This is a genomic window from Reticulibacter mediterranei (genome assembly GCF_016587455.1).
Window position 1 is genome coordinate 3,664,467 of record NZ_BNJK01000001.1, and the last position, 21,383, is coordinate 3,685,849.

Genomic DNA, 21,383 nt, shown 5'->3' on the forward strand with positions numbered 1-21,383 from the left:
AAATACATCATGCCTAGAGAATATCCACTCGTAAAAACTCGCAATATCGGTATCATTGCTCATATTGACGCTGGTAAAACCACAACTACCGAGCGTATCCTCTTCTATACCAAAAAAATTCACCGCATCGGTGAGGTACACGAAGGGGCCGCTACGATGGACTGGATGCCACAGGAGCAAGAGCGCGGCATTACCATTACGTCCGCTGCTACCACCTGTTTCTGGCAGGATCACCACATCAATATCATCGATACCCCCGGCCACGTAGACTTTACAGCCGAGGTCGAGCGCAACCTGCGCGTCCTTGATGGCGGCGTGGTTGTCTTCGATGCTGTTGCTGGCGTAGAGCCACAGTCCGAAACCGTCTGGCGTCAGGCCAACAAGTATAACGTTCCCCGTATCTGTTTTGTTAACAAAATGGATCGCACCGGTGCTGACTTCTGGCGCACAGTCGATATGATTCGTGAACGCCTGGGCGCTGTTCCCGTGCCGATCCAGGTTCCGCTGGGCCGCGAAAACAATTTTAAAGGCTTCGTTGACCTGATGACCATGAAGGCCATCGTCTTCACCGACGATCTGGGTACCAAGTCGGAAAACACCGACATCCCAACCAGCATGGAGACTGAGGTTCAACAGCACCGCGAAGCTCTCATTGAGCGCATCGCCGAAACCGACGAAGAGCTAACCCTCAAGTATCTCGAAGGTGAAGAGATCACCGAAGAGGAACTGAAGGCAGCCCTGCGCAAAGCAACAGTTTCGTACAAGCTCGTACCTGTCCTGTGTGGCAGCTCCCTGAAAAATAAGGGTGTGCAGGCCATGCTGGATGCCGTCATCGATTACCTGCCATCGCCACTGGACATCCCGGCCCCTCACGGTATCAATCCCGATACCGATCAAGAGGAAGTGCGCGAGGTTCGCGACGATGCTCCCTTCAGCGCCCTGGTCTTTAAGATCGTTTCTGATCCCTTTGTTGGTCGTCTTTCGTATATGCGCGTCTATTCCGGCACAGTAAGCAAAGGTGCCTCGGTTGAGAATAGCACGAAAGACAAGACGGAGCGCGTCGGGCGTCTCCTGCGCATGCATGCCAATCATCGCGAAGATATTGACGAGATTCGAGCGGGTGATATCTGTGCCGCTGTGGGATTGCGTAATACCTTCACTGGTGATACACTCTGTACGGCACAGCATCCTATCGTTCTAGAGTCGATCTCCTTCCCTGAACCGGTGATCGAGATTGCCGTTGAGCCAAAGACGCGTGCCGACCAGGATAAGATGGCCATCGCCTTGAACAAGCTGGCTGAAGAAGATCCGACGTTCCGCGTCAACACCGATCCAGAAAGCGGCCAGACCATTATCAAAGGTATGGGCGAGCTACATCTGGAAGTCGTCGTGGATCGCATGTATCGCGAGTTTAAGGTCGAGGCCAACATCGGACGACCCCAGGTGGCCTATCGCGAGACCATTACTCGCCAGGCACAAGCACAAGGTAAACACGTTCGTCAGACCGGCGGTCACGGTCAGTATGGTGATGTCTGGGTACGTGTCGAGCCAAACGAGCGCGGCAAAGGCTTTGAGTTCGTCAATGCTATTGTCGGCGGCGTCGTGCCAAAAGAATATATCAAACCAACCGAAAATGGTATCCGTGAGACATTGGAGAACGGCATTGTTGCTGGCTATCCAATGATCGACGTAAAAGCAACTCTTTATGATGGTTCATATCACGATGTAGACTCCAGTGAGGCCGCCTTTAAAATGGCCGGTTCGCTGGCTATCAAAGAAGCGGTACGCAAAGCGACACCAATTCTCCTTGAACCTATCATGCTGGTGGAAGTGACCACTTCAGAAGAATTCTACGGTGACGTAATCGGCGACCTCAACCGCCGTCGTGGGACTATCCTGGGCATGGATAACCGTGGAACGATGTATGTGGTGCGGGGCCATGTTCCCCTTGCCGAAATGTTCGGCTATGTGAACGACCTCCGTTCAATGACCAGTGGGCGTGCAAGCTACACAATGGAATTTGCACTCTACGACCCTGTGCCTAAGAATGTTGCTGAAGAGATTATCACGAAATCAAACCGCTAGTGCGTTATAGTTCGCGTCCGGCGGCAATCTCTCATGGTTGTCGCCAGACGGATCGGGGCGCGTTACGTTGGGTGGGGAAACTGGACACGAAGTATCGAGTCCTTGCAATCCTCCTTTTTTCTTGAGAGTTATCAAGTCGGATCTCATTTCGACTGACAACCACCTAAAGGTGGCACGGCAACACTTCGTGTCTAGCCTTCGGCTCAGTCAGTCGTGTCGGAAGTAAACAGGCAGTACAATTTTTTTGCGCTCACTGTTTATCAACAAAAGCTCGGTGCCGAACTCAGGGACAGGCCTACCGAGCAAAGTATCTTTTCTTGTCCATTCTGCTACCACGCAGAATGAGGTTGAAAGCGAAGAGGAATTGAAATGGCTAAGAAAAAGTTCGAGCGAACAAAGCCGCATGTGAACGTGGGAACCATTGGACACATTGACCATGGTAAGACGACCCTGACAGCCGCCATCACCAAAGTGCTGGCCGCTGCTCAGCTTGCCAAATATACGGCCTTTGACCAGATCGACAAAGCTCCCGAAGAGCGCGAGCGCGGGATCACGATCGCGATCGCCCACCTGGAGTACGAGACGGAGAAACGCCACTACGCCCACGTGGACTGCCCCGGTCACGCCGACTACATCAAAAACATGATCACCGGAGCCGCCCAGATGGATGGTGCGATCCTGGTGGTGAGCGCTCCTGATGGCCCGATGCCTCAGACCCGCGAACACGTGCTGCTGGCCCACCAGGTCAACGTGCCAGCCATCGTGGTCTTCCTCAACAAAGCCGACATGATGGACGACGAGGAGTTGCTGGAACTGGTCGAACTGGAAGTGCGTGAACTGCTCTCCAAGAACGACTTCCCCGGCGATGATGTGCCCGTCGTGCGTGGCTCGGCCCTCAAAGCCCTGGAAAGCAAAGGCGATCTCTCGCGCAATGATCCCGATGCCAAATGCATCTGGGAGCTGATGGATCAGGTGGACAGCTACATTCCTACCCCCGAGCGCGCGGTGGATCTGCCCTTCCTGATGCCGGTGGAAGATGTCTTCGGCATTAAAGGACGTGGCACCGTGGCAACCGGGCGTATCGAGCGCGGACAGGTGAAGGTGGGGGAGAACATCGAGATCGTGGGCATGAAAGAGGAGACCCGCACCGTCGTGGTCACCGGCGTCGAGATGTTCCAGAAAACGCTGGACTCCGGCATCGCAGGCGACAACGTGGGCTGTTTGCTCCGAGGCGTGGAGCGTGCCGACATCGAGCGCGGACAGGTGCTAGCCAAACCCGGTTCCATCAAGCCGCACAAGAAGTTTAAGGCCCAGGTCTATGTCCTCTCCAAAGAGGAGGGTGGTCGCCATACCCCCTTCTTCAACGGCTATCGTCCTCAGTTCTATGTCCGCACGACCGACGTGACTGGAGCGATCCAGTTGCCAGAGGGGGTGGAGATGGTGATGCCGGGCGATAACATCGAGATGACGGTTGAGCTGATCCAGCCGGTGGCCATGGAAGCGGGCGTGCGCTTCGCCATCCGTGAAGGTGGTCGCACCGTCGGCGCTGGCAACTGCACCGGTATCATTGAATAACTAGTGGTGCATAGATCGGTGGGAAACACAGACACCCACCGATCTCTGTTAACACCACATCAGGAGACAAACATGGCTACGGGAATGAAACAGCGCATCCGCATTCGCCTCAAGGCATATGATCATCGGATTCTCGACCAGTCGGCGATACAGATTGTAGATACCGCGCAACAGACAGGTGCTCGCGTCTCAGGACCAGTGCCCCTGCCAACCGAGATTGATAAATACACTGTGATGCGATCTCCTTTCATCGACAAAGATGCTCGCGAACAGTTTGAGATTCGGACGCACAAACGCCTGATCGATATCATTGATCCGACAAACAAAACAGTAGAAGCACTGACACGTTTGAATCTGCCCGCAGGCGTAGATATCGAGATCAAGCTATAACGGTGACAACCGCAAGGGATTGTCGCTACGATAGCGAGAAAGAGACTACGTTCCATTCAGATGACGCGTAGCGTTTTTTCTGAATGAGTAGAGAGGTAAAAAATCATGCTAAATGCATTATTGGGCAGAAAGATCGGCATGACTCAGGTGTTCGGGGCAAACGGAACAGCAATTCCAGTCACTATTATCGAAGTTGGCCCCTGCGTCGTGACACAGATCAAAACGGTTGCCCGTGATGGTTATGAAGCGGTCCAGATTGGTTTTGAGCAACAAGCAACCAATAAGCACTCAACTCGTGCGGAGTTGGGACATCTAGGCCATAGCTTGCCATTGTTGAAGGCCCAGCGCAAACGCTTACAGACACATCAACAGCAGACGAAGGCGCAGGAAGGCGCGACAGAAGAAGGCAGCGAGACCGCAGCGAAACCAGACAAACAGGTGCGGAAGCTGCTCAAGGTCCAGCAGAACCGTCAGCGTCGCCCAGGGCCAGAGTTGGGGCCATTCAAGGTGTTACGCGAAGTCGGCTTACAGGATGGAACCACCAGTGCCAATATCCAACTTGGCACACAGTTTGATGCCAGCATCTTCAGCGATGGAGAGTCAGTTGATATCGTTGGCACCTCAAAAGGTAAAGGGTTCCAGGGTGGTGTCAAGCGTCACGGCTTCCGCGGTGGCCCCAAGACACACGGCCAATCCGACCGTCAGCGTGCGCCCGGCTCTATCGGCTCCGGCACAACTCCCGGTCGCGTTCTCAAAGGAACACGTATGGCCGGCCGCATGGGAAATGCGCGCGTAACAGCGAAGAAACTAGAAGTGATTCAATCTGATCCTGAGCGTAATCTGCTGGTGGTCAAGGGTTCGGTACCTGGTGCCAATGGCGGCCTGCTCACGATTAAGAAGCATGTGATGAGGTAACCGAAATGCCCTCGACTACAGTATATAATCAGGCCGGAGAGGTCGTAGAACAGCTCGAACTGAGCGAGCGGGTGTTCGGAGTTACTCCCAACATTGCGGTCCTGCATCAGGTGGTCACTGCCCAACTGGTCAACCGCCGTCAGGGTACTGCTTCAACCAAGACTCGCGCTGAGGTATCGGGCGGTAACAGGAAACCATATCGGCAGAAAGGGACCGGCCACGCGCGTCAGGGTAGCACCAGAGCGCCACAGTTCCGCCACGGCGGTGTTGTACATGGTCCCCGCCCACACGCATATCATCATGACGTGCCTAAGAAAATGCGCCGCCTGGCGATTCGCTCGGTCCTCTCTGATAAAGTTGCCAGCGAGAGCCTGATCGTCGTCAATGACCTGTCATTGGAGACACCACGTACAAAGGATATGCTTACCATTCTGGACAAATTGCCTACTGCGGACGGCAAAAAAGTCTTGATGATGTTGCCACAGCGCGATGAGAACGTTGTATTATCAGCGCGCAACATTGCAACGGCAAAGGTGCAGCATGTCTCCTCGATCAACGTAGTGGAACTGCTAAAGCACGATTACGTTGTCATGCCAGTCCAGACCGTCCGCTGGATCGAGCTGGTATTTGGCGAAGGCTTGAGCGCAGAAGAAGCGAGCCGCGCTATTAATAATAGCGCAGAAGAGACTCCTGCTGCCGAGACAGCGGCTGAGTCCAGTAGCGAAGAGTAGGCAGGAGGAGAAGCTGTGGAAATCACAGAGATACTGCGCCAGGGTATCGTCACCGAGAAAACGGTGAAGCTGCAAGAGCAAAACAAGTATACCTTTAAAGTGGCGTTGCGTGCCAATAAAATTGACGTACGCCGGGCCGTCGAGACACTTTTCGATGTGAAGGTCGTCAAGGTCAATATTATGCGCATGCCAGGCAAGCCCAAGATGATTCGACGGCGCGGGTCCGCACCTCGCCCGGTAGCACCTCGCGAGTGGAAAAAGGCGATTGTCACCTTGAAAGAGGGACAGACAATCGACGCATTGAAGGCGTAGCTCCTTATGCAGTGGCAAACGATCCTACGGATCTACGCTTCGCGTCATGCCACTGAAAGGAAGTAGGTAGGAGACTGAAAGATGCCAATTAGACAGTATCGGCCAACGTCTCCTGGGCGTCGTGGCATGTCTGTCTCGACATTCGAGGAGATCACAAAAACAAAGCCAGAGAAATCTCTGACGGTGCGACTCAAAAAGCACGCTGGTCGTAACAACCAGGGTAAAATCACCACCCGTCATCGTGGCGGCGGTGCCAAGCGTGCCTATCGCATTATCGATTTCAAGCGCAACAAGCTTGGTGTGCCAGCGAAAGTGGCCGCGATTGAGTATGATCCCAATCGTTCTGCCCGCATCGCCCTGCTGCACTATGTGGATGGCGAAAAGCGCTACATCCTTGCTCCGGTGGGACTCAAGGTTGGCGACCGTGTGCAGGCAGGCCCGGAGGCAGACATCCGCGTAGGCAACGCCCTGCCATTGAAGAATATCCCGACCGGCACTACCATCCACAACATTGAGTTGGAGCGTGGTCGCGGCGGTCAGATGGTTCGTGGCGCTGGCGTTGGCGCGCAGTTGATGGCGAAGGAGGGCGATTACGCTCAGGTCCGTCTGCCATCAGGTGAGCAGCGGCGCGTTCACATTCTCTGTATGGCAACCATCGGACAGGTCGGCAACACCGATCATGAGAACCGTAAGCTGGGTAAAGCGGGCCGCTCCCGTCACCTGGGTCGCCGTCCGACGGTGCGTGGATCTGTTATGAACCCCCGCGACCATCCTCATGGAGGTGGTGAGGGTCGTGCCCCAATTGGTGGCAAGCCGCAAACCCCCTGGGGCAAGCCTGCATTGGGCTACAAGACTCGCAGGAACAAGCGAACAGATCAATTCATTGTCCGACGACGCAACGCTGGCAGGAGGAGGAAGTAGTCCATGTCGCGCTCAAGGAAAAAAGGGCCATATATCCATGAATCGCTCAGGAAGAAAGTTCTGGGCATGCGACGCAGCGGCGATCGTCGGTTGATTAAAACCTGGTCGCGCGCATCCATGATCTTTCCCGAAATGGTGGGAATGACCATCGGCGTCCATAACGGCAAGACCCACATCCCGGTCTATATTACGGAGAATATGGTGGGCCATAAGCTAGGTGAGTTCGCCCCCACACGGCATTTTCGTGGTCATGCGGGCGGCAAGAATGAAAAGACCACATCAGTTCGATAGTGGCGCAAGAGGTGTGAAATGCAAGTCAGGGCAGTTGCAAAAGATATTGGCATTCCGCCACGCAAAATGCGCCTGGTCACAAATGCAGTGAAAGGGCTTCGCGTCAGTGAGGCTCTGGCAGTTCTTCAGTTCTTGCCTAATGGCGGGGCACAGCCGGTCAGCAAGGTTGTTGCCTCAGCAGCGGCAAATGCGGAGAACAACTACAATCTCGATCCTGATAACCTCTACATCCTTAATATTACTGCGGATGACGGCTTCAGGATTAAGCGCGTAAAACCCCGGTCGCACGGTCGAGCGGCACGTATTTTGCGTCGCTATTGTCACGTTACAGTCGTCGTCTCGGATGATCCGGCTGATAGGCGGTAATTCGCAACGTAAAGAGGAGGAACACTCTTGGGACATAAAGTACATCCCACAGGGTTCAGGCTCGGTGTGGTGAAGGGCTGGCAGTCTCGCTGGTATGCCGAGCGTGATTACAAAGACATCCTGGCCGAGGATTATCGCATCCGTCAGGCCATTCAGAAGGAACTCGTCAACGCGGCTGTCTCTGCGATTGAGATCGAGCGCGCCGCCGCCAACCAGGTTGCAATTCGCATCCGCACCGCCAAGCCTGGCATCGTCATTGGCAAGAGCGGTGAAAAAGTCGAGCGGCTCAAAGCAAAGCTGGAAGCTCTGACGCGCAAACGTGTCAAAGTTGAGATCCACGAGATCCGCCAGCCTGAACTGGACGCCTATCTGGTGGGACGCGGCATCGCCGAGCAGTTGGAGAAGCGCGTCTCTTTCCGCCGCGCCATGAAGCAGGCTGTGCAGAAGGCGATGCGTGCCAACGCCAAAGGCATCAAGATCATTGTTGGTGGTCGTCTGGGAGGAGCAGAAATTGCTCGCTCCGAGAAAGAGGTCGAGGGGAAGGTTCCCCTGCATACGCTGCGCGCCGACATAGACTACGGTCTGGCTGAAGCGCACACGACCTTCGGCGTCATCGGTATCAAAGTATGGATCTATAAAGGCGATATTCTGCCAACCAAGCGCCGCGAGCCGGGCGAGGCACCAGAAGCGTTGTCACAGCCAATTGCCCAGCCTCGTGAAGATCGTCGTGAGCGCCGCCGTGAGGGTGGCCCTCGTGGTGGTGGTGAGCGTGGTCCGCGTCCGCAAGGAGACCGATCACGTGGTGGAGAGCGCCGGGAAGGTGAGCGTGGCCCTCGCGGTCCTCGTCCGCAGGGCGAGCGTCCTCCTCGTCCACAGGGCGAGCGTGGCCCTCGTACTCCTCGTCCGCAGGGCGAACAGGGCGAGCGTCCTCCTCGTCCACAGGGCGAGCGTGGCCCTCGTACTCCTCGTCCGCAGGGCGAACAGGGCGAACGTCCTCAGCGTCCGCCTCGCGAGCCTCGTGCTGAGCAGCAGACGCCTCCTGTCAATCAGGCACCAGAGGCACCAGCTACGCAGCAGCAGACGCCACCTGATAATACCGGAGCTACTCAGAGCGAGTAAACGATAGGGGGCGGGGCTGTTATTCCCCGCCCAGGGAGAGCTAAGGTCGTGTTATTAGCACCGTCAAGAACAAAATATCGCCGCCAGCATCGCGGCCGCATGAAGGGTGAGGCCCATCGTGGCAACACCATTGCATTCGGCCAGTTCGCACTTCAATCATTGGAAGCCTGCTGGATGGAGGCCCGTCAGATAGAATCGGCCCGTATCGCGATGACCCGCTACATGAAGCGTGGTGGAAAAGTATGGATTCGCGTCTTCCCTGACAAGCCAATCACCGCCAAGCCTGCCGAAACCCGCATGGGTAGCGGTAAAGGTGCGGTTGACCACTGGGTCGCAGTGATTAAGCCAGGCCGCATCCTCTTTGAGATCGGCGGCGTCAGCGAAGAGATTGCGAAAGAAGCTGTGCGTCTCGCCAGCCACAAATTGCCGGTCAAGACCCGCTTTATTACACGAGGGGAGGCGGAGAGTGTCGAAGCTTAGTGATCGCCGCAAAGAGGTTCAGGAGATGACTGAGGGCGAGGCCCAGAAGGAACTCAAGGATCTGCGGCTCAAACTGTTCAACCTCCGCTTGCAGCAGCAGCGTGGTGAAGTGAAAAACAGTCGGGTGTTTGCACAGACCCGCAAAGATATTGCGCGCCTGTTGCATCATCTCACTGAGTTGGAGAGTGCAGAATAATGACAGAGCAGAACACCGCCACCACGCAAGAGGCTCCCGTCAAGAGCCGCCGCATCCAAAAAGTCGGGCGTGTGGTGAGCAATAAAACGGATAAGACGATTGTTGTAGTCGTTGAATCCCTGAAGAAACATCGCATTTACAAGCGTACGTTTAAGCAAACGAAACGCTTCCATGCCCATGATGAGAACAATAGCTGTCAGGTTGGCGATCTCGTTCGCATCGAGGAGAGTCGCCCGATCAGCAAAACCAAGCGCTGGCGTCTGATTGAGATTGTGAAGCATGGAAGTGGCATCGTTCCAGTTGAAGAAGTCCTGGCCGAGGCTGATCCAGACCTGGACGCGCGCGAAGAGTCGGCAGAATAAGGAAGGGATGATCCATGATCCAGCCACAGACACGCTTAAAGGTCGCCGACAACACTGGCGCGAAAGAAATCATGTGTATTCGTGTAATGAGCGGCGGCTCTGCCAAGCGCTATGCACAGGTAGGCGATATCATTAAAGCCTCCGTCAAGCAGGCCGCCCCCAATGGACAGGTGAAGAAGGGTGAGGTCGTGAACGCGGTGGTAGTTCGTGTATCCAAAGAATATGTGCGCGCCGATGGCTCACATATCCGCTTTGACGAAAACGCCGCCGTCATTCTTGCACCGGGCAACAACCCACGTGGTACGCGTATCTTTGGCCCGGTCGCCCGCGAGTTGCGCGAGAAAAACTTTATGCGACTCGTTTCGCTTGCGCCTGAAGTGCTTTAACGAGGGAAAAGATGGCAATTAAACAGAAAGAGAAAAGGCCTCTCCACCTCGCCAATAAGATGAATATCAAAAAGGGTGACACCGTTTTGATCATCTCAGGCAAGGATAAAGGCAAAGAAGGAACGGTTTCGCGGGCGCTCCCTCAAGTCAGCAAGGTCATTGTTGAGGGTCGCAATATCGTGAAAAAGCACGTCCGTCCACAGGGACAGACGCGTCAGGGCGGCATCATCGAGAAAGCCATGCCCCTTCACGTCTCTAACGTCATGCTCAAATGCACCGAGTGCGGAGAAGCTACCCGCGTCGCCCATGATCGCCGCCCGATGGGAGCCGATCAGAAGGAGCGCCCGGTGCGCATCTGCAAGAAGTGCAACAAAGTTATTGAAGATCGGACGAGGAGTAGTTAATCATGGCGTCACGCTTGAAAGAGAAATATCGCCAGGAGGTCGCCCCTGGCCTGCAAAAGGATTTCAACTACTCGAACCCGATGCAGATCCCCGGCGTAAATAAAGTAGTCGTGAACATTGGTATGGGCGAGGTCATCCAGAACGCCAAAGCGATGGATGCAGCTATCGCGGACCTCTCCACGATTACCGGCCAGCGTCCCGTCATTACCCGCGCCAAGCGCTCGGTCGCAGCCTTCAAATTGCGCGAAGGCATGCCGATTGGCTGCATGGTTACGCTGCGGGGAGAGCGGATGTATCAGTTCCTCGACAAACTCATTAACGTGGCTCTGCCCCGTATTCGCGACTTCCAGGGCATCTCGCCCGAAGCATTCGACGGGCGCGGCAACTACACGCTGGGTCTGCGGGAACAACTGGTCTTCCCAGAAATTGATTATGATAAGGTCGATAAGGTTCGCGGCATGGAAGTAAGCATTGTTACTACCGCCCGCACCGACGAAGAGGGACGACGGCTGCTCGCTTTGATGGGCATGCCCTTTAAGAAGTAGCGCTGGAGGGCGGAATGGCAAAAATCTCAATGATTGTGAAGTCGCAACGCAAACCCAAGTTCAAAGTGCAGCACCACAACCGCTGCCAGATCTGCGGGCGACCTCGCGCATACATACGTAAATTCGGCCTGTGCCGTATCTGCTTCCGCGAACGTGCGTTGCGCGGTGAGCTGCCTGGTGTCACAAAATCGAGCTGGTAGTCGCGAAGATGATTCACGCAAAGGACGAAGATGTACTCTCTGACTGAGCGTTTTCGCTCCTGCGTATAATGGAGGATGTTCCATGAACATGACTGATCCCATTGCGGATATGCTGACGCGCATTCGCAATGCGGCCACAGCACGACATACTCGCGTACTGGTTCCAGCGTCGAAAATGAAGCTGAGCCTCGCGCGCGTGCTGAAAGAAGAAGGCTATATTAAGGATATCGAGATCCTGAAAGATAATCCGCAGGGAACGCTGCGTCTCACTCTCCGCTATGTGGAGAAGAAGCCCGTGTTAACACAATTGAAGCGTGTCAGCAAACCGGGTCTGCGTGTCTATACAAAGAAGGCCGGTATTCCTCGCGTCCGTGGTGGCCTGGGAATCGCCATTCTCTCGACACCTCAAGGTCTGATGACAGGCACAAGCGCCTACAAACAGGGGCTGGGCGGCGAAGTCATCTGCTACGTTTGGTAGAGGGAGGTTTCACATGTCTCGTATTGGACGCGCTCCAATCGCGGTTCCGCCAAAGGTACAGGTGAACTGGACCGAGGACAATTATATCACGGTCAAAGGACCGAAAGGCGAACTGTCTCGTCAGATCGATTCCGATCTGACCCTCAAGCTCGAAGATGGCACGCTTACCGTCTCTCGTCCTTCGGACAGCAAAGAGCATCGGTCCAAGCATGGCCTGTATCGCACGCTGGTCAACAACATGGTTGTCGGCGTCACGACTGGTTACACCAAGCAGCTTGAGATTCACGGCGTCGGCTATCGCGCCACAAAAATTGGTGAGAATCTGATTATCCAGGTTGGCTACTCGCACCCCGTTCAGGTTCAGCCACCTGATGGCATCACACTTTCCGTCGATGGAGTTGACGCGGCCAGCAAAGCAACCAAAGTCAGCGTCAGCGGCATCGATAAACAGCTGGTAGGTGAGGTTGCCGCCAGCATTCGTCGCGTGCGCAAACCCGAGCCTTACAAAGGCAAAGGCATTCGCTACGCCGGTGAAAAGGTCCGCCGCAAAGCTGGTAAAGCAGGTAAAGTTGGCGGTAAGAAGAAATAACGGGAATACACGAACCTGATGTGCAAGAGAGGGGAACCAGGAGAACCGTAGTGCCGACCACGTTTCTCGGAAGTCCCTCTTTGTTGCATCTACGCGAAGAAAGGGGAGGGCAAAAGACATCGGCAAGCAGATATGTAGCCAGCTCTGTCTTTTGCGCTTAGAAAGATGATTAAGAAATTTCATGCAAACCAGGCGAGGCTGCGGCGGCACCAGCGCATTCGACGCCGTCTGGAAGGTTCCACAGAGCGCCCACGCTTGAATGTGTTTCGCAGTGGACATCATATCTATGCTCAGGTGATCGACGATACGACGGGCCGCACACTGGCCGCCGCTTCATCGCTCGACGAGAGCCTGCACGACTTCCAAGCACCTGCCCCGGTCGCGGTCGCATCGGCCAGCGAGACCCGGCAGGAAGAGGCTCCCTCTGTAGAGGCTGCAGCTGAGGCAGCCCCGGCCAAAGGAAAAGGCGCGAAAGCGGAGAAGGCCGCAAAGGGTGGGCAGGCTCAGAAGGGCGGAAAAGGCGGAGCGGCTGCTCCGGCCAAAATCGTACTCCCGCAGGCCGAGAAGGGCAGCACAAAAACGCCGGTTGAGGCGCTGGCCGCAATTGCCAGCAATCGTAAGGTTGCCCTGGCTCGCGAAGTAGGCAAACTGGTTGCTCAGCGCGCGAAGGAACAAGGTGTCAGTCAGGTAGTCTTTGATCGTGGTGGGTATGCCTATCATGGGCGCGTTGCTTCCCTGGCGGAAGGCGCTCGCGAGGCAGGCTTGAAGTTCTAAGGCCACGAACGATGTGACCTGCCATGTGTGCTGCCCGTAGATATTGCTAGTAGATATCTATACATCAAAAAGCAAGATCGTTCCCGATCTAGCGCGGCACATGTGGGGTAGAGGAGTTAAGACGGAAAGAAATGGCAAGAATAGATGCTTCAAAACTGAACCTGGAAGAGACGGTGGTTGAAGTCAGCCGCGTCTCGAAGGTGGTCAAAGGTGGCCGACGCTTTAGCATCCGCGCTCTCGTAGTTGTTGGCGATCACAATGGCTATGTCGGCTTCGGCTTCGGCAAGGCGAGCGAATATACAGAGGCAATTCGTAAAGGCGTTGAGGAAGCCAAGAAGCGCCTGATCCAGGTTCCCCTCTCCGGGACCACGATCCCTTATCTGGTGAAAACTACGTTTGGTGCTTCAGAAGTCCTCCTGAAACCTGCGGCCCCCGGTACTGGCGTGATCGCGGGTGGCGCTGTCCGAGCCGTCATGGAAGCTGCGGGCATCCGCGATATCCTGACGAAGACGCTGGGCAGCACCAACAAAGCGAATACGGTCCAGGCATGTATGGAAGCGTTGCGCGAACTGCGCTCCCCTGATGCCGAAGCAGCACGTCGCGGCAAGACCGTTGCAGACCTGCTTGGGAAAAAGCGTGCCGAGCAGATCGCCATTGCTACTGCCGCAGCAGCCGAACAAGCTGCCGCAGCGCGTGCCGCACGAGAAGAGGAATCGCGCGAAAGCCGAGCCTTCTCTGGTGACCGCCGCGGTGGTCAGCGTGGTGATCAGCGTGGCGGACAGCGCGGTGGCGACCGGGGTGGCCAGCGCGGTGGACAACGCGGCGATCAGCGCGGCGGACAGCGTGGCGGCGGGTATCGCAGCCGTTAGGAGATAAACAGTGGCAAAACTACGTATTAAATGGGTGAAGAGTTCTATCGGCTACCCACAGGATCAGAAAGATACAATTCGTGCGCTGGGCTTCCGCAAGCTTCAGCACACTGTAGAGCGTGAAGATGTGCCGACGATTCGCGGTATGATCCGTAAAGTCTCGCATCTCGTGAAGGTTGAGGAGGTCTCAGAGTGAGTCCGATAAAACTCTCCGATCTGCGCCCCACTCCAGGGTCGCACAAAACGGAAAGGCGTATTGGTCGTGGGCATGGCTCAGGACGTGGCAAAACCTCTGGTCGCGGTACCAAAGGCCAGAAAGCACGCTCCGGCGGTCATATCAACCGTTCGTTTAACGGTGGTCAGACCCGCCTCTCCAAACGCTTACCTTTCCTGCGTGGTATGGGTGCCGCACGCAACACCTTCCCATATCGCGATGAATATACTATCGTCAATGTCGTGGATCTCACGGCTTTCGAGGCCAATGCGCAGGTCCAACCAGAACTGTTCGTAAAGAAGGGTCTCATGACTCCTGCCGAGAGCAGGGGCTTGATTAAGATCCTGGGTGGTGGCGAAATTGATCGCCCTCTCACCGTACACGCGCATAAGTTCTCGGCCAGCGCACGCGAAAAGATCGAGGCGGCGGGTGGCAAAGCGGAGATCATTCCCGTGAAAGTCTACGAGAAGACCAAACGCCGTAAAGACGAGAAAGCCGGGACGCCAGCAGGAAAAGATGCCGGGGATTAATTCCCCCGGCGTCTCCTTTGTGCCGCACCTGTCTTTCTCTCTTCATTGCTTGTGTAGCGATGGAGATTGAATTTGGAAGGAGACTTCTATGTGGGAACGGCTGCGTACTATCTGGACCGTACCTGATCTACGCAACAAGATTCTCTTTACGTTGGCAATCCTACTCGTTACCCGTGTACTTGCCCACATTACCGTGCCATTAACGCAAACCGAGCAGAAGGCTCTGGTCGATCTTTTTAATACGAACCAAAATCAAAATCTTGCTCAGTTACTCGGTCTATTAGATGTATTTTCTGGTGGATCTTTACAAACATTCTCAATTGTTGCGTTAAGCGTCTATCCGTATATCACTGCAACCATCGTCATGCAGCTCTTGCAGCCGATCATTCCAGCCTTGCAAAACCTGTCGATGCAGGGTGAGGCCGGTCGTCTGCGCTTCAGCCAGATTACCCGCATGATTACGGTGCCGCTGGCCTTCTTGCAGGCTCTAGGACAGTGTGCCATCTTCCAGAAGGCAGGCGTTCTCACTAACTTTAGTCTCATCGATCCTAACTACGCACTGGAAACCTATGCAATTCTGCTCACGCTGACCGCCGGAACAATGATTCTGGTCTGGCTTGGCGAACTCATCACTGAGAATGGCATCGGTAACGGCGTCTCGCTGGTCATCTTCGCCGGCATTATGAGCAAGCTCCCTCAGTTGGTCAATCAGGGCTATCTGAGCAGCACCTCAAATGGCGGCAGTGGCAGCGGTATCGTCAGCCTGGCGATCCTGGGGGTTATTGGTATCCTCACCATCATTGGCATCGTCTACGTCTATCTGGGTCAGCGCCGCGTTCCGGTGCAGTATCCTACGAAACGCATGGTGGGTCGCGGACTGCTGGTCGGCTCGGCTCAGACAACCTACATCCCCATGCAGATCAATAGCGCAGGCATGATCCCGTTGATCTTCGCACAATCGATGCTGCTCTTCCCGGCTGTCATCTCTCAGTACCTGGCAACCAGCCAGACACCCTGGTTGCGCGACACCGCTCAGTGGATCGCAACCTACGCGGTCAATACGCAGTTGTGGTGGTACTGGGCCATCTACTTCCTACTGGTCGTGGCCTTTACGTACTTCTACGCCTACGTTGTCTGGCAGCAGCAGAACATTCCTGAAAACCTGCAAAAGCAGGGCGCGTTCATCCCTGGCTACCGTCCAGGAGAACCAACCAGTCGATACCTTGCAACCATCTTGAACCGTATCACGCTGGCGGGTGCTCTCTTCCTCGGTATCGTCTCGGTGATGCCATTTGTCGCACATACGCAGTTGCTCAGCGCGGCCTCCCTGCTCATTGCAGTTGGTGTGGTGTTAGATACAGTCAGACAGCTTGAATCGCAGATGGTTATGCGTAACTATTCTGGTTTCCTGTCTTAAGTGCATTACGAATCCAAGCAAGATTGAAATTCCGTCGGAGGAGAAACGTGAACATTATCCTGGTCGGGGCACAGGGGTCTGGGAAGGGTACGCAGGCTGCTCGGCTTGCGCAAGCTCTTGGAATTCGTCACGTTGCCAGTGGTGACTTATTCCGTAAAGCAGTAGAAGAGCAGACTGAACTGGGACTACAAGCAAAAACCTACCTGGATCGAGGGGATCTGGTCCCTGACGATATCACGATTGCAATGATCCTCAGTCGGATTCAACAACCCGATTGCGCGGCAGGTGTCCTTTTAGATGGCTTTCCGCGCAATCTTATCCAGGCGGAGGCGCTGGATAAAGGGCTGGCAGAGATGGGGCGAGTTCTCGATTGCACCGTATACCTGAACGTGCCCCGTGAGGTGTTGTTACATCGGCTCTCAGGTCGCTATATCTGTCGCGCACATCAGCATGTCTATAACATCGCAACCAAACCGCCAAAAGTCCCGGGCATCTGTGATCTGGATGGAAGCGAACTCTACCAGCGCCCGGACGATAAAGGCGAGGCGGTACAGCGTCGGCTGGAAATCTTTTTTCGCGAGACCATTCTCCTGCTCGACTACTACAAGCGTCAGGAGAAGCTGGTTGAGGTGAACGGCAACCAGAGTATCGAACAGGTACACAAAGATCTCGTCGAGGGCGTCCTGGGTCAGAAGCGCAGAACAGCTCGGGACCAGAAAGAGTAGTCATGGCACCTATCATCAAGTCGAAACAAGAGCGAGAGAAAATCCGTGAAACCGGCCATATCGTGGCAGCGATCCTGGCAGAATTGCGCTCTGCCGTCCGGCCCGGTATGACCACTGCCGACATCAACGAAATGACGGCAGCGGCATTACAGCGTTATGGAGCAAAATCAAGCTCTTTGGGCTATCATGGTTATCCCGGCTCGCTCTGTACGTCTATAAACGAAGAAGTTGTACACGGCATTCCCGGTCCGCGCGTCCTCCAGGATGGCGATATCATTACGCTCGATCTCGCCGCCAACTATAACGGCTGGCACGCAGACTCAGCCATCACGGTCCCCGTCGGCACTATCACACCAGAGGCGCAACGCCTGCTGAAAGTGACGGAAGATGCCCTCCATCGTGGGATCGCAGCTGCTCGTGCGGGCAATCGTCTACAGGATATTGGCCGGGCGGTGCAGCAGTTTGTTGAAGCGGCAGGCTTCTCCGTTGTACGACAATATGGTGGACATGGGGTAGGGCGTAGCATGCACGAAGACCCACAGGTTCTCAACTATGTCGAACCGGCCTACCCAAATATGTTGTTGAAGCCGGGAATGGTGATCGCTATCGAGCCAATGGTTATCGCTGGCAAGAAGGAGACGCTTGTTCTCGACGACGACTGGACAGTCATTACGACCGATAGCAGCAATGCAGCACACTTCGAGCATACCGTAGCCATTACCGATGGCAACGCAGAGGTGTTGACGGCTGAATGATTACTTGAGTTGATCGATGCACGCGTGTATGGCAGGCAGGTGTATCAGGGAGATTGGTCCAACGTGGAAATCCCAGGTTGTACCTGAGACCCCCTCGACTTCAAGTACAGAGTATGCTATAATTCGTAGTTGGCAGCAGCGGCAACTACCGCTGCCTTTTGTACTTCTTAAATTATCTATTATGTTGGGTATCTTATCTCAACAAGATTATGTTTGTCTATCAATCATCTGAGTTCATCTAATCTCAGGTTGGATGAGCCATGAAGCTGTCTGACGACTTTATGGCGCGTGTGATGGCTGCCATACGCGACATTCCTTGCGGCATTCCTTACCCCTTGAGAGAGAGGGAGAGACAAAAAGTACGTCCGACAGAATAGAGAAGAAAGTCCCACCACAGGGAAAGGATGCTATGCCAAAAAACGATGAAATTGCAGTAGAGGGAACGGTAACAGAGGCCCTCCCCAATGCCATGTTTAAAGTGAAAATCGACGAACAACATGAAGTCCTGGCGATCCTTTCAGGGCGTATCCGAATGAACTTTGTGCGTATCGTACCAGGCGATAAGGTGAGAGTTGTGCTATCCCCCTATGATCTGACACGAGGCCGCATTACATGGCGTGTAAAAGGCTGAGATAGAATCGGCATCCTTCATCGCTCCAGTGGCATCTGTCTGTCGGTTTATCTCTAAGATAGACGGATAGATGAAATTTGGACTCAGTGGCATCTTTTTTGTGTAGAAGCCAGGCAGGGGTACAGTAACCGGGTTGCTTGCTGTTGCCCATGTCTTTTTCCATAGTATCTCGATCACGAACGAACGAGGAGGGCAAGTCATGAAAGTACGCGCCTCAGTCAAACCGCGTTGCGATGGCTGCAAGATTATCAGGCGCAAACGCGTAGTGATGGTAATCTGTAGCAAAGATCCAAAGCATAAACAGAAGCAAGGTTAAAAAGTAGGCGTTTCGGGTTTCGAGTTTTAAGATGAACAGAGAGAAACTTGAGACTCGGAACTCAATGCTGGAGGGAAAGATGGCAAGAATTGCTGGCGTTGACATTCCACGAGAGAAGCGTGTGGAGATCTCGCTGTGCTATATCTATGGTATCGGGCTAACGACGAGCCGCAAGATTTTAGAGAAGACGCGTGTGAACCCGGATACCCGTGTACGAGACCTGAGTGAGGAAGAGGTCAATCGCCTGCGTGAGGTAATTGACCGCGAACATAAAGTCGAGGGCGATCTTCGCCGCGAAGTCAACGAGAATATCAAGCGCCTGATCGAGATCGGCTGCTATCGTGGTATGCGCCATCGCCGCAACCTTCCAGTGCGTGGGCAGCGCACGCGTACCAATGCACGCACGCGTCGCGGGCCAAAGAGAACGGTGGCAGGTAAGAAAAAAGCTGCGGCCAAGAAATAGCGCCGGGGAGGAACAGCAAGCATGGCAGAAAAGAAAAAAGCTGCAGTGGCAGCAAAAGTCAGACGGCGTGAACGCAAATCCATTCCGCGTGGACAAGCGCACATTCAGGCCACGTTTAATAACACCATTGTTACACTTACCGATCCCAACGGGAACGTCATTTCCTGGGGAAGCGCGGGTGGTCAGGGCTTTAAAGGCTCCCGTAAGAGTACCCCCTACGCCGCACAGGTCACAGCCGAATCAGCTGCTCGTAAAGCAATGGATCATGGCCTCAAGCAGATCGACGTATTCGTCAAAGGCCCGGGGTCCGGTCGTGAAGCGGCCATTCGTTCATTGCAGGCGGCAGGCCTGACAGTCACTTCAATTACAGATGTTACACCTATTCCGCACAATGGTTGCAGGCCACCCAAACGGCGTCGTGTCTAGTTCTGGGTTTACCACGCTGTGCGTGTGAGGAGGATTCGTTTACATGGCACGTTATACCGGCCCGGTCTGCAAACTGTGCAGACGTGAGGGGGTAAAACTTTTCTTAAAGGGTGACAAGTGCGTCACCAAATGCACACTTGAGCGCCGCAGCAGCCGCCCCGGACAACATGGGAGTGGCCGCGCACGTAAAGAGTCAGGCTACGCCAAACAGTTACGTGAGAAACAGCGAGTACGTCGTACTTATGGTGTGCTGGAGCGCCAGTTCCACAAGCACTTTGATGCTGCCGCCCGCCGCCCGGGAAAAACAAGCGAAAACCTTTTGCAGGTTCTTGAGATGCGCCTCGACAATCTGGTCTATCGCTTAGGTTTCGCCGATTCGCGCGCTCAGGCCCGCCAGATTGTCAATCATGGGCACTTTGCTGTGAATGGCCGCAAGACGGACATTCCTTCTTTCATTGCCAAGCCAAATGATGTCATTACCGTCCGTGAGCGCAGCAAAGGGCTGGAGTACTTCAAGACCCGCGCCCTGCTTCTGGCTCAAAAAGGGGTACCGACCTGGCTGCGCCTCGATATCAATGAGATGACCGGACGTGTCCTGAGCATACCCTCACGAGCGGATCTCGAACTGCCCTTCGATGAGCAGATGGTGGTTGAATTTTATCAGCGATAAGCTCTCTCATCAATCGGAAGGCGCGAGGCGCTGTTTCCGATTGCATGTGAGGAGTTGTCAATTTCTGTTATCGTTGAGTCGGCGGTGGGTCCATGCCGGAGCGACCCTTTCTACTGTGAATAGATTGAGTATGGGTCGCTTCAGGACGTAACACTCTTGGACTACCAACGTTTCGCAGCCTTCTCATCCTGTATGATGCGGCTGTCAATAGGAAGATGGTTTTTCCGAAACGGATAGTGGTGGAAAAAGAAAGGCAGGTTAGAACCTTGCTAGATATTACTCTGCCTCGCATTAAGAACACAAAAACACAGGGGAATTATGCGAGTTATGATATAGAGCCGTTAGAGGCGGGGTATGGAATGACCCTGGGCAACGCGCTCCGGCGTGTCTTGCTATCATCGTTGCCCGGCGCAGCGGTGACTTCTATTCGGATTGAGGGTGTGCAACACGAGTTTCAGGATATTCCTAACGTTATGGAGGACGTGACCGATATCGTGCTAAACGTGAAAAAGTTGCGCCTCCGCTGCTTCTCCGACCATCCCGTCTCGATGCGCCTGGAGGTCACAGGGGAGCGCGAAGTCACCGCAGCGGATATCATCGCACCCAGCACGGTGGAGATCGTGAACCCCGAATTGCACATTGCAACGTTGGACAACGAGAATGCGCGTCTCGATATGGAACTGGTTGTTGAGGGGGGAAGAGGGTACGTTCCCGCCGACTCCAAAGAAGATCAGCCAATTGGTGTCATTCCGGTCGATGCCATCTATACGCCGGTGCAAAAGGTCAATTATACCGTTGAGCATACCCGCGTCGGGCAGATGACCAACTATGATAAGATTGTGCTTGAAATTAATACGGATGGCACGGTGACGCCGGACGAGGCTCTGCGCCAGAGCGCGGACATCCTGGTACGGCACTTCTCTCTGCTCGCCAACTATCGCGCTTCCGTTCCTGAGATCGAGAAGCCGCCACTGAGCAGCTTGCCAATCCCGCAGAAAATCTATGACACCCCCATTGAGGAGCTTGACCTCTCGGTTCGCGCTTACAACTGTCTCAAGCGCAGCAATATTACCAAAGTGGGTCAGGTTTTGTCGATGAATGAAGAAGATCTGCTGGGCGTGCGTAATTTCGGTGAAAAGAGCTTGCAGGAGCTTCGCGAGCGTCTCCTCGCCCGCAACTTCCTGCCCAATCCGCGCACCAGCACTGTCGGAGCCGATTCGGACGGCGACCACGAAATGGAGGATTAAG

At 54.7% G+C, this 21,383-nt stretch carries 28 protein-coding genes and 5 pseudogenes; all 33 read left to right on the forward strand.

Annotated elements, in window-relative coordinates:
* Window positions 1-9 precede the first annotated feature (9 nt).
* The 33 genes and pseudogenes from fusA (at window position 10) to K3T83_RS15785 (ending at window position 21,382) form a co-directional block, all read left to right on the forward strand.
* Complete coding sequence (gene fusA / locus K3T83_RS15625) at window positions 10-2,085, forward strand: elongation factor G (protein ID WP_220203898.1); 2,076 nt, start codon at window positions 10-12, stop codon at window positions 2,083-2,085.
* A 369-nt stretch (window positions 2,086-2,454) separates the two neighbouring features.
* Window positions 2,455-3,660 carry an elongation factor Tu gene (tuf, locus tag K3T83_RS15630; RefSeq protein WP_220203899.1) on the forward strand — a complete coding sequence of 402 codons (1,206 nt, stop codon included), beginning with the start codon at window positions 2,455-2,457 and terminating at the stop codon, window positions 3,658-3,660.
* Between the two features lie 84 nt (window positions 3,661-3,744).
* Entirely contained in the window at window positions 3,745-4,050 is a 306-nt protein-coding gene (gene rpsJ / locus K3T83_RS15635) for a 30S ribosomal protein S10 (RefSeq protein WP_220208233.1), read from the forward strand.
* A gap of 105 nt (window positions 4,051-4,155) precedes the next feature.
* Window positions 4,156-4,965, forward strand: coding sequence for a 50S ribosomal protein L3 (gene rplC / locus K3T83_RS15640; protein WP_220203900.1), 810 nt, complete (start codon window positions 4,156-4,158; stop codon window positions 4,963-4,965).
* 5 nt (window positions 4,966-4,970) lie between these two features.
* Window positions 4,971-5,696, forward strand: coding sequence for a 50S ribosomal protein L4 (gene rplD, locus K3T83_RS15645; RefSeq protein ID WP_220203901.1), 726 nt, complete (start codon window positions 4,971-4,973; stop codon window positions 5,694-5,696).
* A 15-nt stretch (window positions 5,697-5,711) separates the two neighbouring features.
* Entirely contained in the window at window positions 5,712-6,008 is a 297-nt protein-coding gene (gene rplW, locus K3T83_RS15650) for a 50S ribosomal protein L23 (protein WP_220203902.1), read from the forward strand.
* A gap of 81 nt (window positions 6,009-6,089) precedes the next feature.
* The gene (rplB, locus tag K3T83_RS15655; RefSeq protein WP_220203903.1) at window positions 6,090-6,929 is read left to right on the forward strand and encodes a 50S ribosomal protein L2; all 840 of its coding nucleotides are present in this window, start codon (window positions 6,090-6,092) and stop codon (window positions 6,927-6,929) included.
* 3 nt (window positions 6,930-6,932) lie between these two features.
* Window positions 6,933-7,220: a 30S ribosomal protein S19 gene (gene rpsS / locus K3T83_RS15660; RefSeq protein ID WP_220203904.1), complete on the forward strand. Its 288-nt coding sequence runs from the start codon at window positions 6,933-6,935 to the stop codon at window positions 7,218-7,220.
* Between the two features lie 18 nt (window positions 7,221-7,238).
* Window positions 7,239-7,586, forward strand: a complete 348-nt coding sequence (gene rplV / locus K3T83_RS15665) for a 50S ribosomal protein L22 (RefSeq protein WP_220203905.1) — start codon at window positions 7,239-7,241, stop codon at window positions 7,584-7,586.
* Between the two features lie 27 nt (window positions 7,587-7,613).
* Window positions 7,614-8,426: pseudogene (rpsC, locus tag K3T83_RS56270) on the forward strand (30S ribosomal protein S3); the annotation flags it as partial.
* Between the two features lie 378 nt (window positions 8,427-8,804).
* Entirely contained in the window at window positions 8,805-9,185 is a 381-nt protein-coding gene (gene rplP, locus K3T83_RS15675) for a 50S ribosomal protein L16 (RefSeq protein ID WP_236065121.1), read from the forward strand.
* Complete coding sequence (gene rpmC / locus K3T83_RS15680) at window positions 9,172-9,381, forward strand: 50S ribosomal protein L29 (RefSeq protein ID WP_220203908.1); 210 nt, start codon at window positions 9,172-9,174, stop codon at window positions 9,379-9,381. Before rplP ends, rpmC begins: the two co-directional genes overlap by 14 nt.
* A complete protein-coding gene (gene rpsQ / locus K3T83_RS15685; protein ID WP_220203909.1) occupies window positions 9,381-9,743 on the forward strand; it encodes a 30S ribosomal protein S17 in 363 nt (120 codons plus the stop codon). Before rpmC ends, rpsQ begins: the two co-directional genes overlap by 1 nt.
* Before the next feature lie 14 nt (window positions 9,744-9,757).
* Window positions 9,758-10,129 carry a 50S ribosomal protein L14 gene (rplN, locus tag K3T83_RS15690; protein ID WP_220203910.1) on the forward strand — a complete coding sequence of 124 codons (372 nt, stop codon included), beginning with the start codon at window positions 9,758-9,760 and terminating at the stop codon, window positions 10,127-10,129.
* A gap of 59 nt (window positions 10,130-10,188) precedes the next feature.
* Window positions 10,189-10,533: a 50S ribosomal protein L24 gene (gene rplX, locus K3T83_RS15695; protein WP_220208234.1), complete on the forward strand. Its 345-nt coding sequence runs from the start codon at window positions 10,189-10,191 to the stop codon at window positions 10,531-10,533.
* 2 nt (window positions 10,534-10,535) lie between these two features.
* Complete coding sequence (gene rplE / locus K3T83_RS15700; protein ID WP_220203911.1) at window positions 10,536-11,078, forward strand: 50S ribosomal protein L5; 543 nt, start codon at window positions 10,536-10,538, stop codon at window positions 11,076-11,078.
* Between the two features lie 14 nt (window positions 11,079-11,092).
* On the forward strand, window positions 11,093-11,278 hold the full coding sequence (locus K3T83_RS15705) for a type Z 30S ribosomal protein S14 (RefSeq protein ID WP_220203912.1): 186 nt from the start codon (window positions 11,093-11,095) through the stop codon (window positions 11,276-11,278).
* Window positions 11,279-11,360: 82 nt separating this feature from the next.
* Window positions 11,361-11,756, forward strand: coding sequence for a 30S ribosomal protein S8 (gene rpsH / locus K3T83_RS15710; RefSeq protein WP_220203913.1), 396 nt, complete (start codon window positions 11,361-11,363; stop codon window positions 11,754-11,756).
* A gap of 13 nt (window positions 11,757-11,769) precedes the next feature.
* Window positions 11,770-12,345: a 50S ribosomal protein L6 gene (gene rplF / locus K3T83_RS15715; protein ID WP_220203914.1), complete on the forward strand. Its 576-nt coding sequence runs from the start codon at window positions 11,770-11,772 to the stop codon at window positions 12,343-12,345.
* 165 nt (window positions 12,346-12,510) lie between these two features.
* Window positions 12,511-12,690 (forward strand): annotated as a pseudogene (locus tag K3T83_RS15720) (50S ribosomal protein L18); the annotation flags it as partial.
* Window positions 12,691-12,951: 261 nt separating this feature from the next.
* Window positions 12,952-13,119: pseudogene (locus K3T83_RS56275) on the forward strand (50S ribosomal protein L18); the annotation flags it as partial.
* 131 nt (window positions 13,120-13,250) lie between these two features.
* A pseudogene (gene rpsE, locus K3T83_RS15730) lies at window positions 13,251-13,748 on the forward strand (30S ribosomal protein S5); the annotation flags it as partial.
* A 250-nt stretch (window positions 13,749-13,998) separates the two neighbouring features.
* A complete protein-coding gene (gene rpmD / locus K3T83_RS15735) occupies window positions 13,999-14,184 on the forward strand; it encodes a 50S ribosomal protein L30 (protein WP_220203916.1) in 186 nt (61 codons plus the stop codon).
* 5 nt (window positions 14,185-14,189) lie between these two features.
* A pseudogene (gene rplO, locus K3T83_RS15740) lies at window positions 14,190-14,651 on the forward strand (50S ribosomal protein L15); the annotation flags it as partial.
* A 169-nt stretch (window positions 14,652-14,820) separates the two neighbouring features.
* Window positions 14,821-16,149: a preprotein translocase subunit SecY gene (gene secY, locus K3T83_RS15745; protein WP_220203917.1), complete on the forward strand. Its 1,329-nt coding sequence runs from the start codon at window positions 14,821-14,823 to the stop codon at window positions 16,147-16,149.
* A gap of 47 nt (window positions 16,150-16,196) precedes the next feature.
* Window positions 16,197-16,874, forward strand: a complete 678-nt coding sequence (locus K3T83_RS15750; protein ID WP_220203918.1) for an adenylate kinase — start codon at window positions 16,197-16,199, stop codon at window positions 16,872-16,874.
* 2 nt (window positions 16,875-16,876) lie between these two features.
* Window positions 16,877-17,629, forward strand: coding sequence for a type I methionyl aminopeptidase (gene map, locus K3T83_RS15755; RefSeq protein ID WP_220203919.1), 753 nt, complete (start codon window positions 16,877-16,879; stop codon window positions 17,627-17,629).
* A 409-nt stretch (window positions 17,630-18,038) separates the two neighbouring features.
* Entirely contained in the window at window positions 18,039-18,260 is a 222-nt protein-coding gene (gene infA / locus K3T83_RS15760; RefSeq protein ID WP_220203920.1) for a translation initiation factor IF-1, read from the forward strand.
* Window positions 18,261-18,459: 199 nt separating this feature from the next.
* Complete coding sequence (gene rpmJ / locus K3T83_RS15765) at window positions 18,460-18,576, forward strand: 50S ribosomal protein L36 (RefSeq protein ID WP_220203921.1); 117 nt, start codon at window positions 18,460-18,462, stop codon at window positions 18,574-18,576.
* A gap of 79 nt (window positions 18,577-18,655) precedes the next feature.
* On the forward strand, window positions 18,656-19,039 hold the full coding sequence (rpsM, locus tag K3T83_RS15770) for a 30S ribosomal protein S13 (RefSeq protein ID WP_220203922.1): 384 nt from the start codon (window positions 18,656-18,658) through the stop codon (window positions 19,037-19,039).
* Window positions 19,040-19,060: 21 nt separating this feature from the next.
* The gene (rpsK, locus tag K3T83_RS15775) at window positions 19,061-19,465 is read left to right on the forward strand and encodes a 30S ribosomal protein S11 (protein WP_220203923.1); all 405 of its coding nucleotides are present in this window, start codon (window positions 19,061-19,063) and stop codon (window positions 19,463-19,465) included.
* A 43-nt stretch (window positions 19,466-19,508) separates the two neighbouring features.
* Window positions 19,509-20,135, forward strand: coding sequence for a 30S ribosomal protein S4 (rpsD, locus tag K3T83_RS15780; RefSeq protein ID WP_220203924.1), 627 nt, complete (start codon window positions 19,509-19,511; stop codon window positions 20,133-20,135).
* A gap of 266 nt (window positions 20,136-20,401) precedes the next feature.
* Window positions 20,402-21,382, forward strand: a complete 981-nt coding sequence (locus tag K3T83_RS15785; RefSeq protein ID WP_220203925.1) for a DNA-directed RNA polymerase subunit alpha — start codon at window positions 20,402-20,404, stop codon at window positions 21,380-21,382.
* Window position 21,383: the final 1 nt, after the last annotated feature.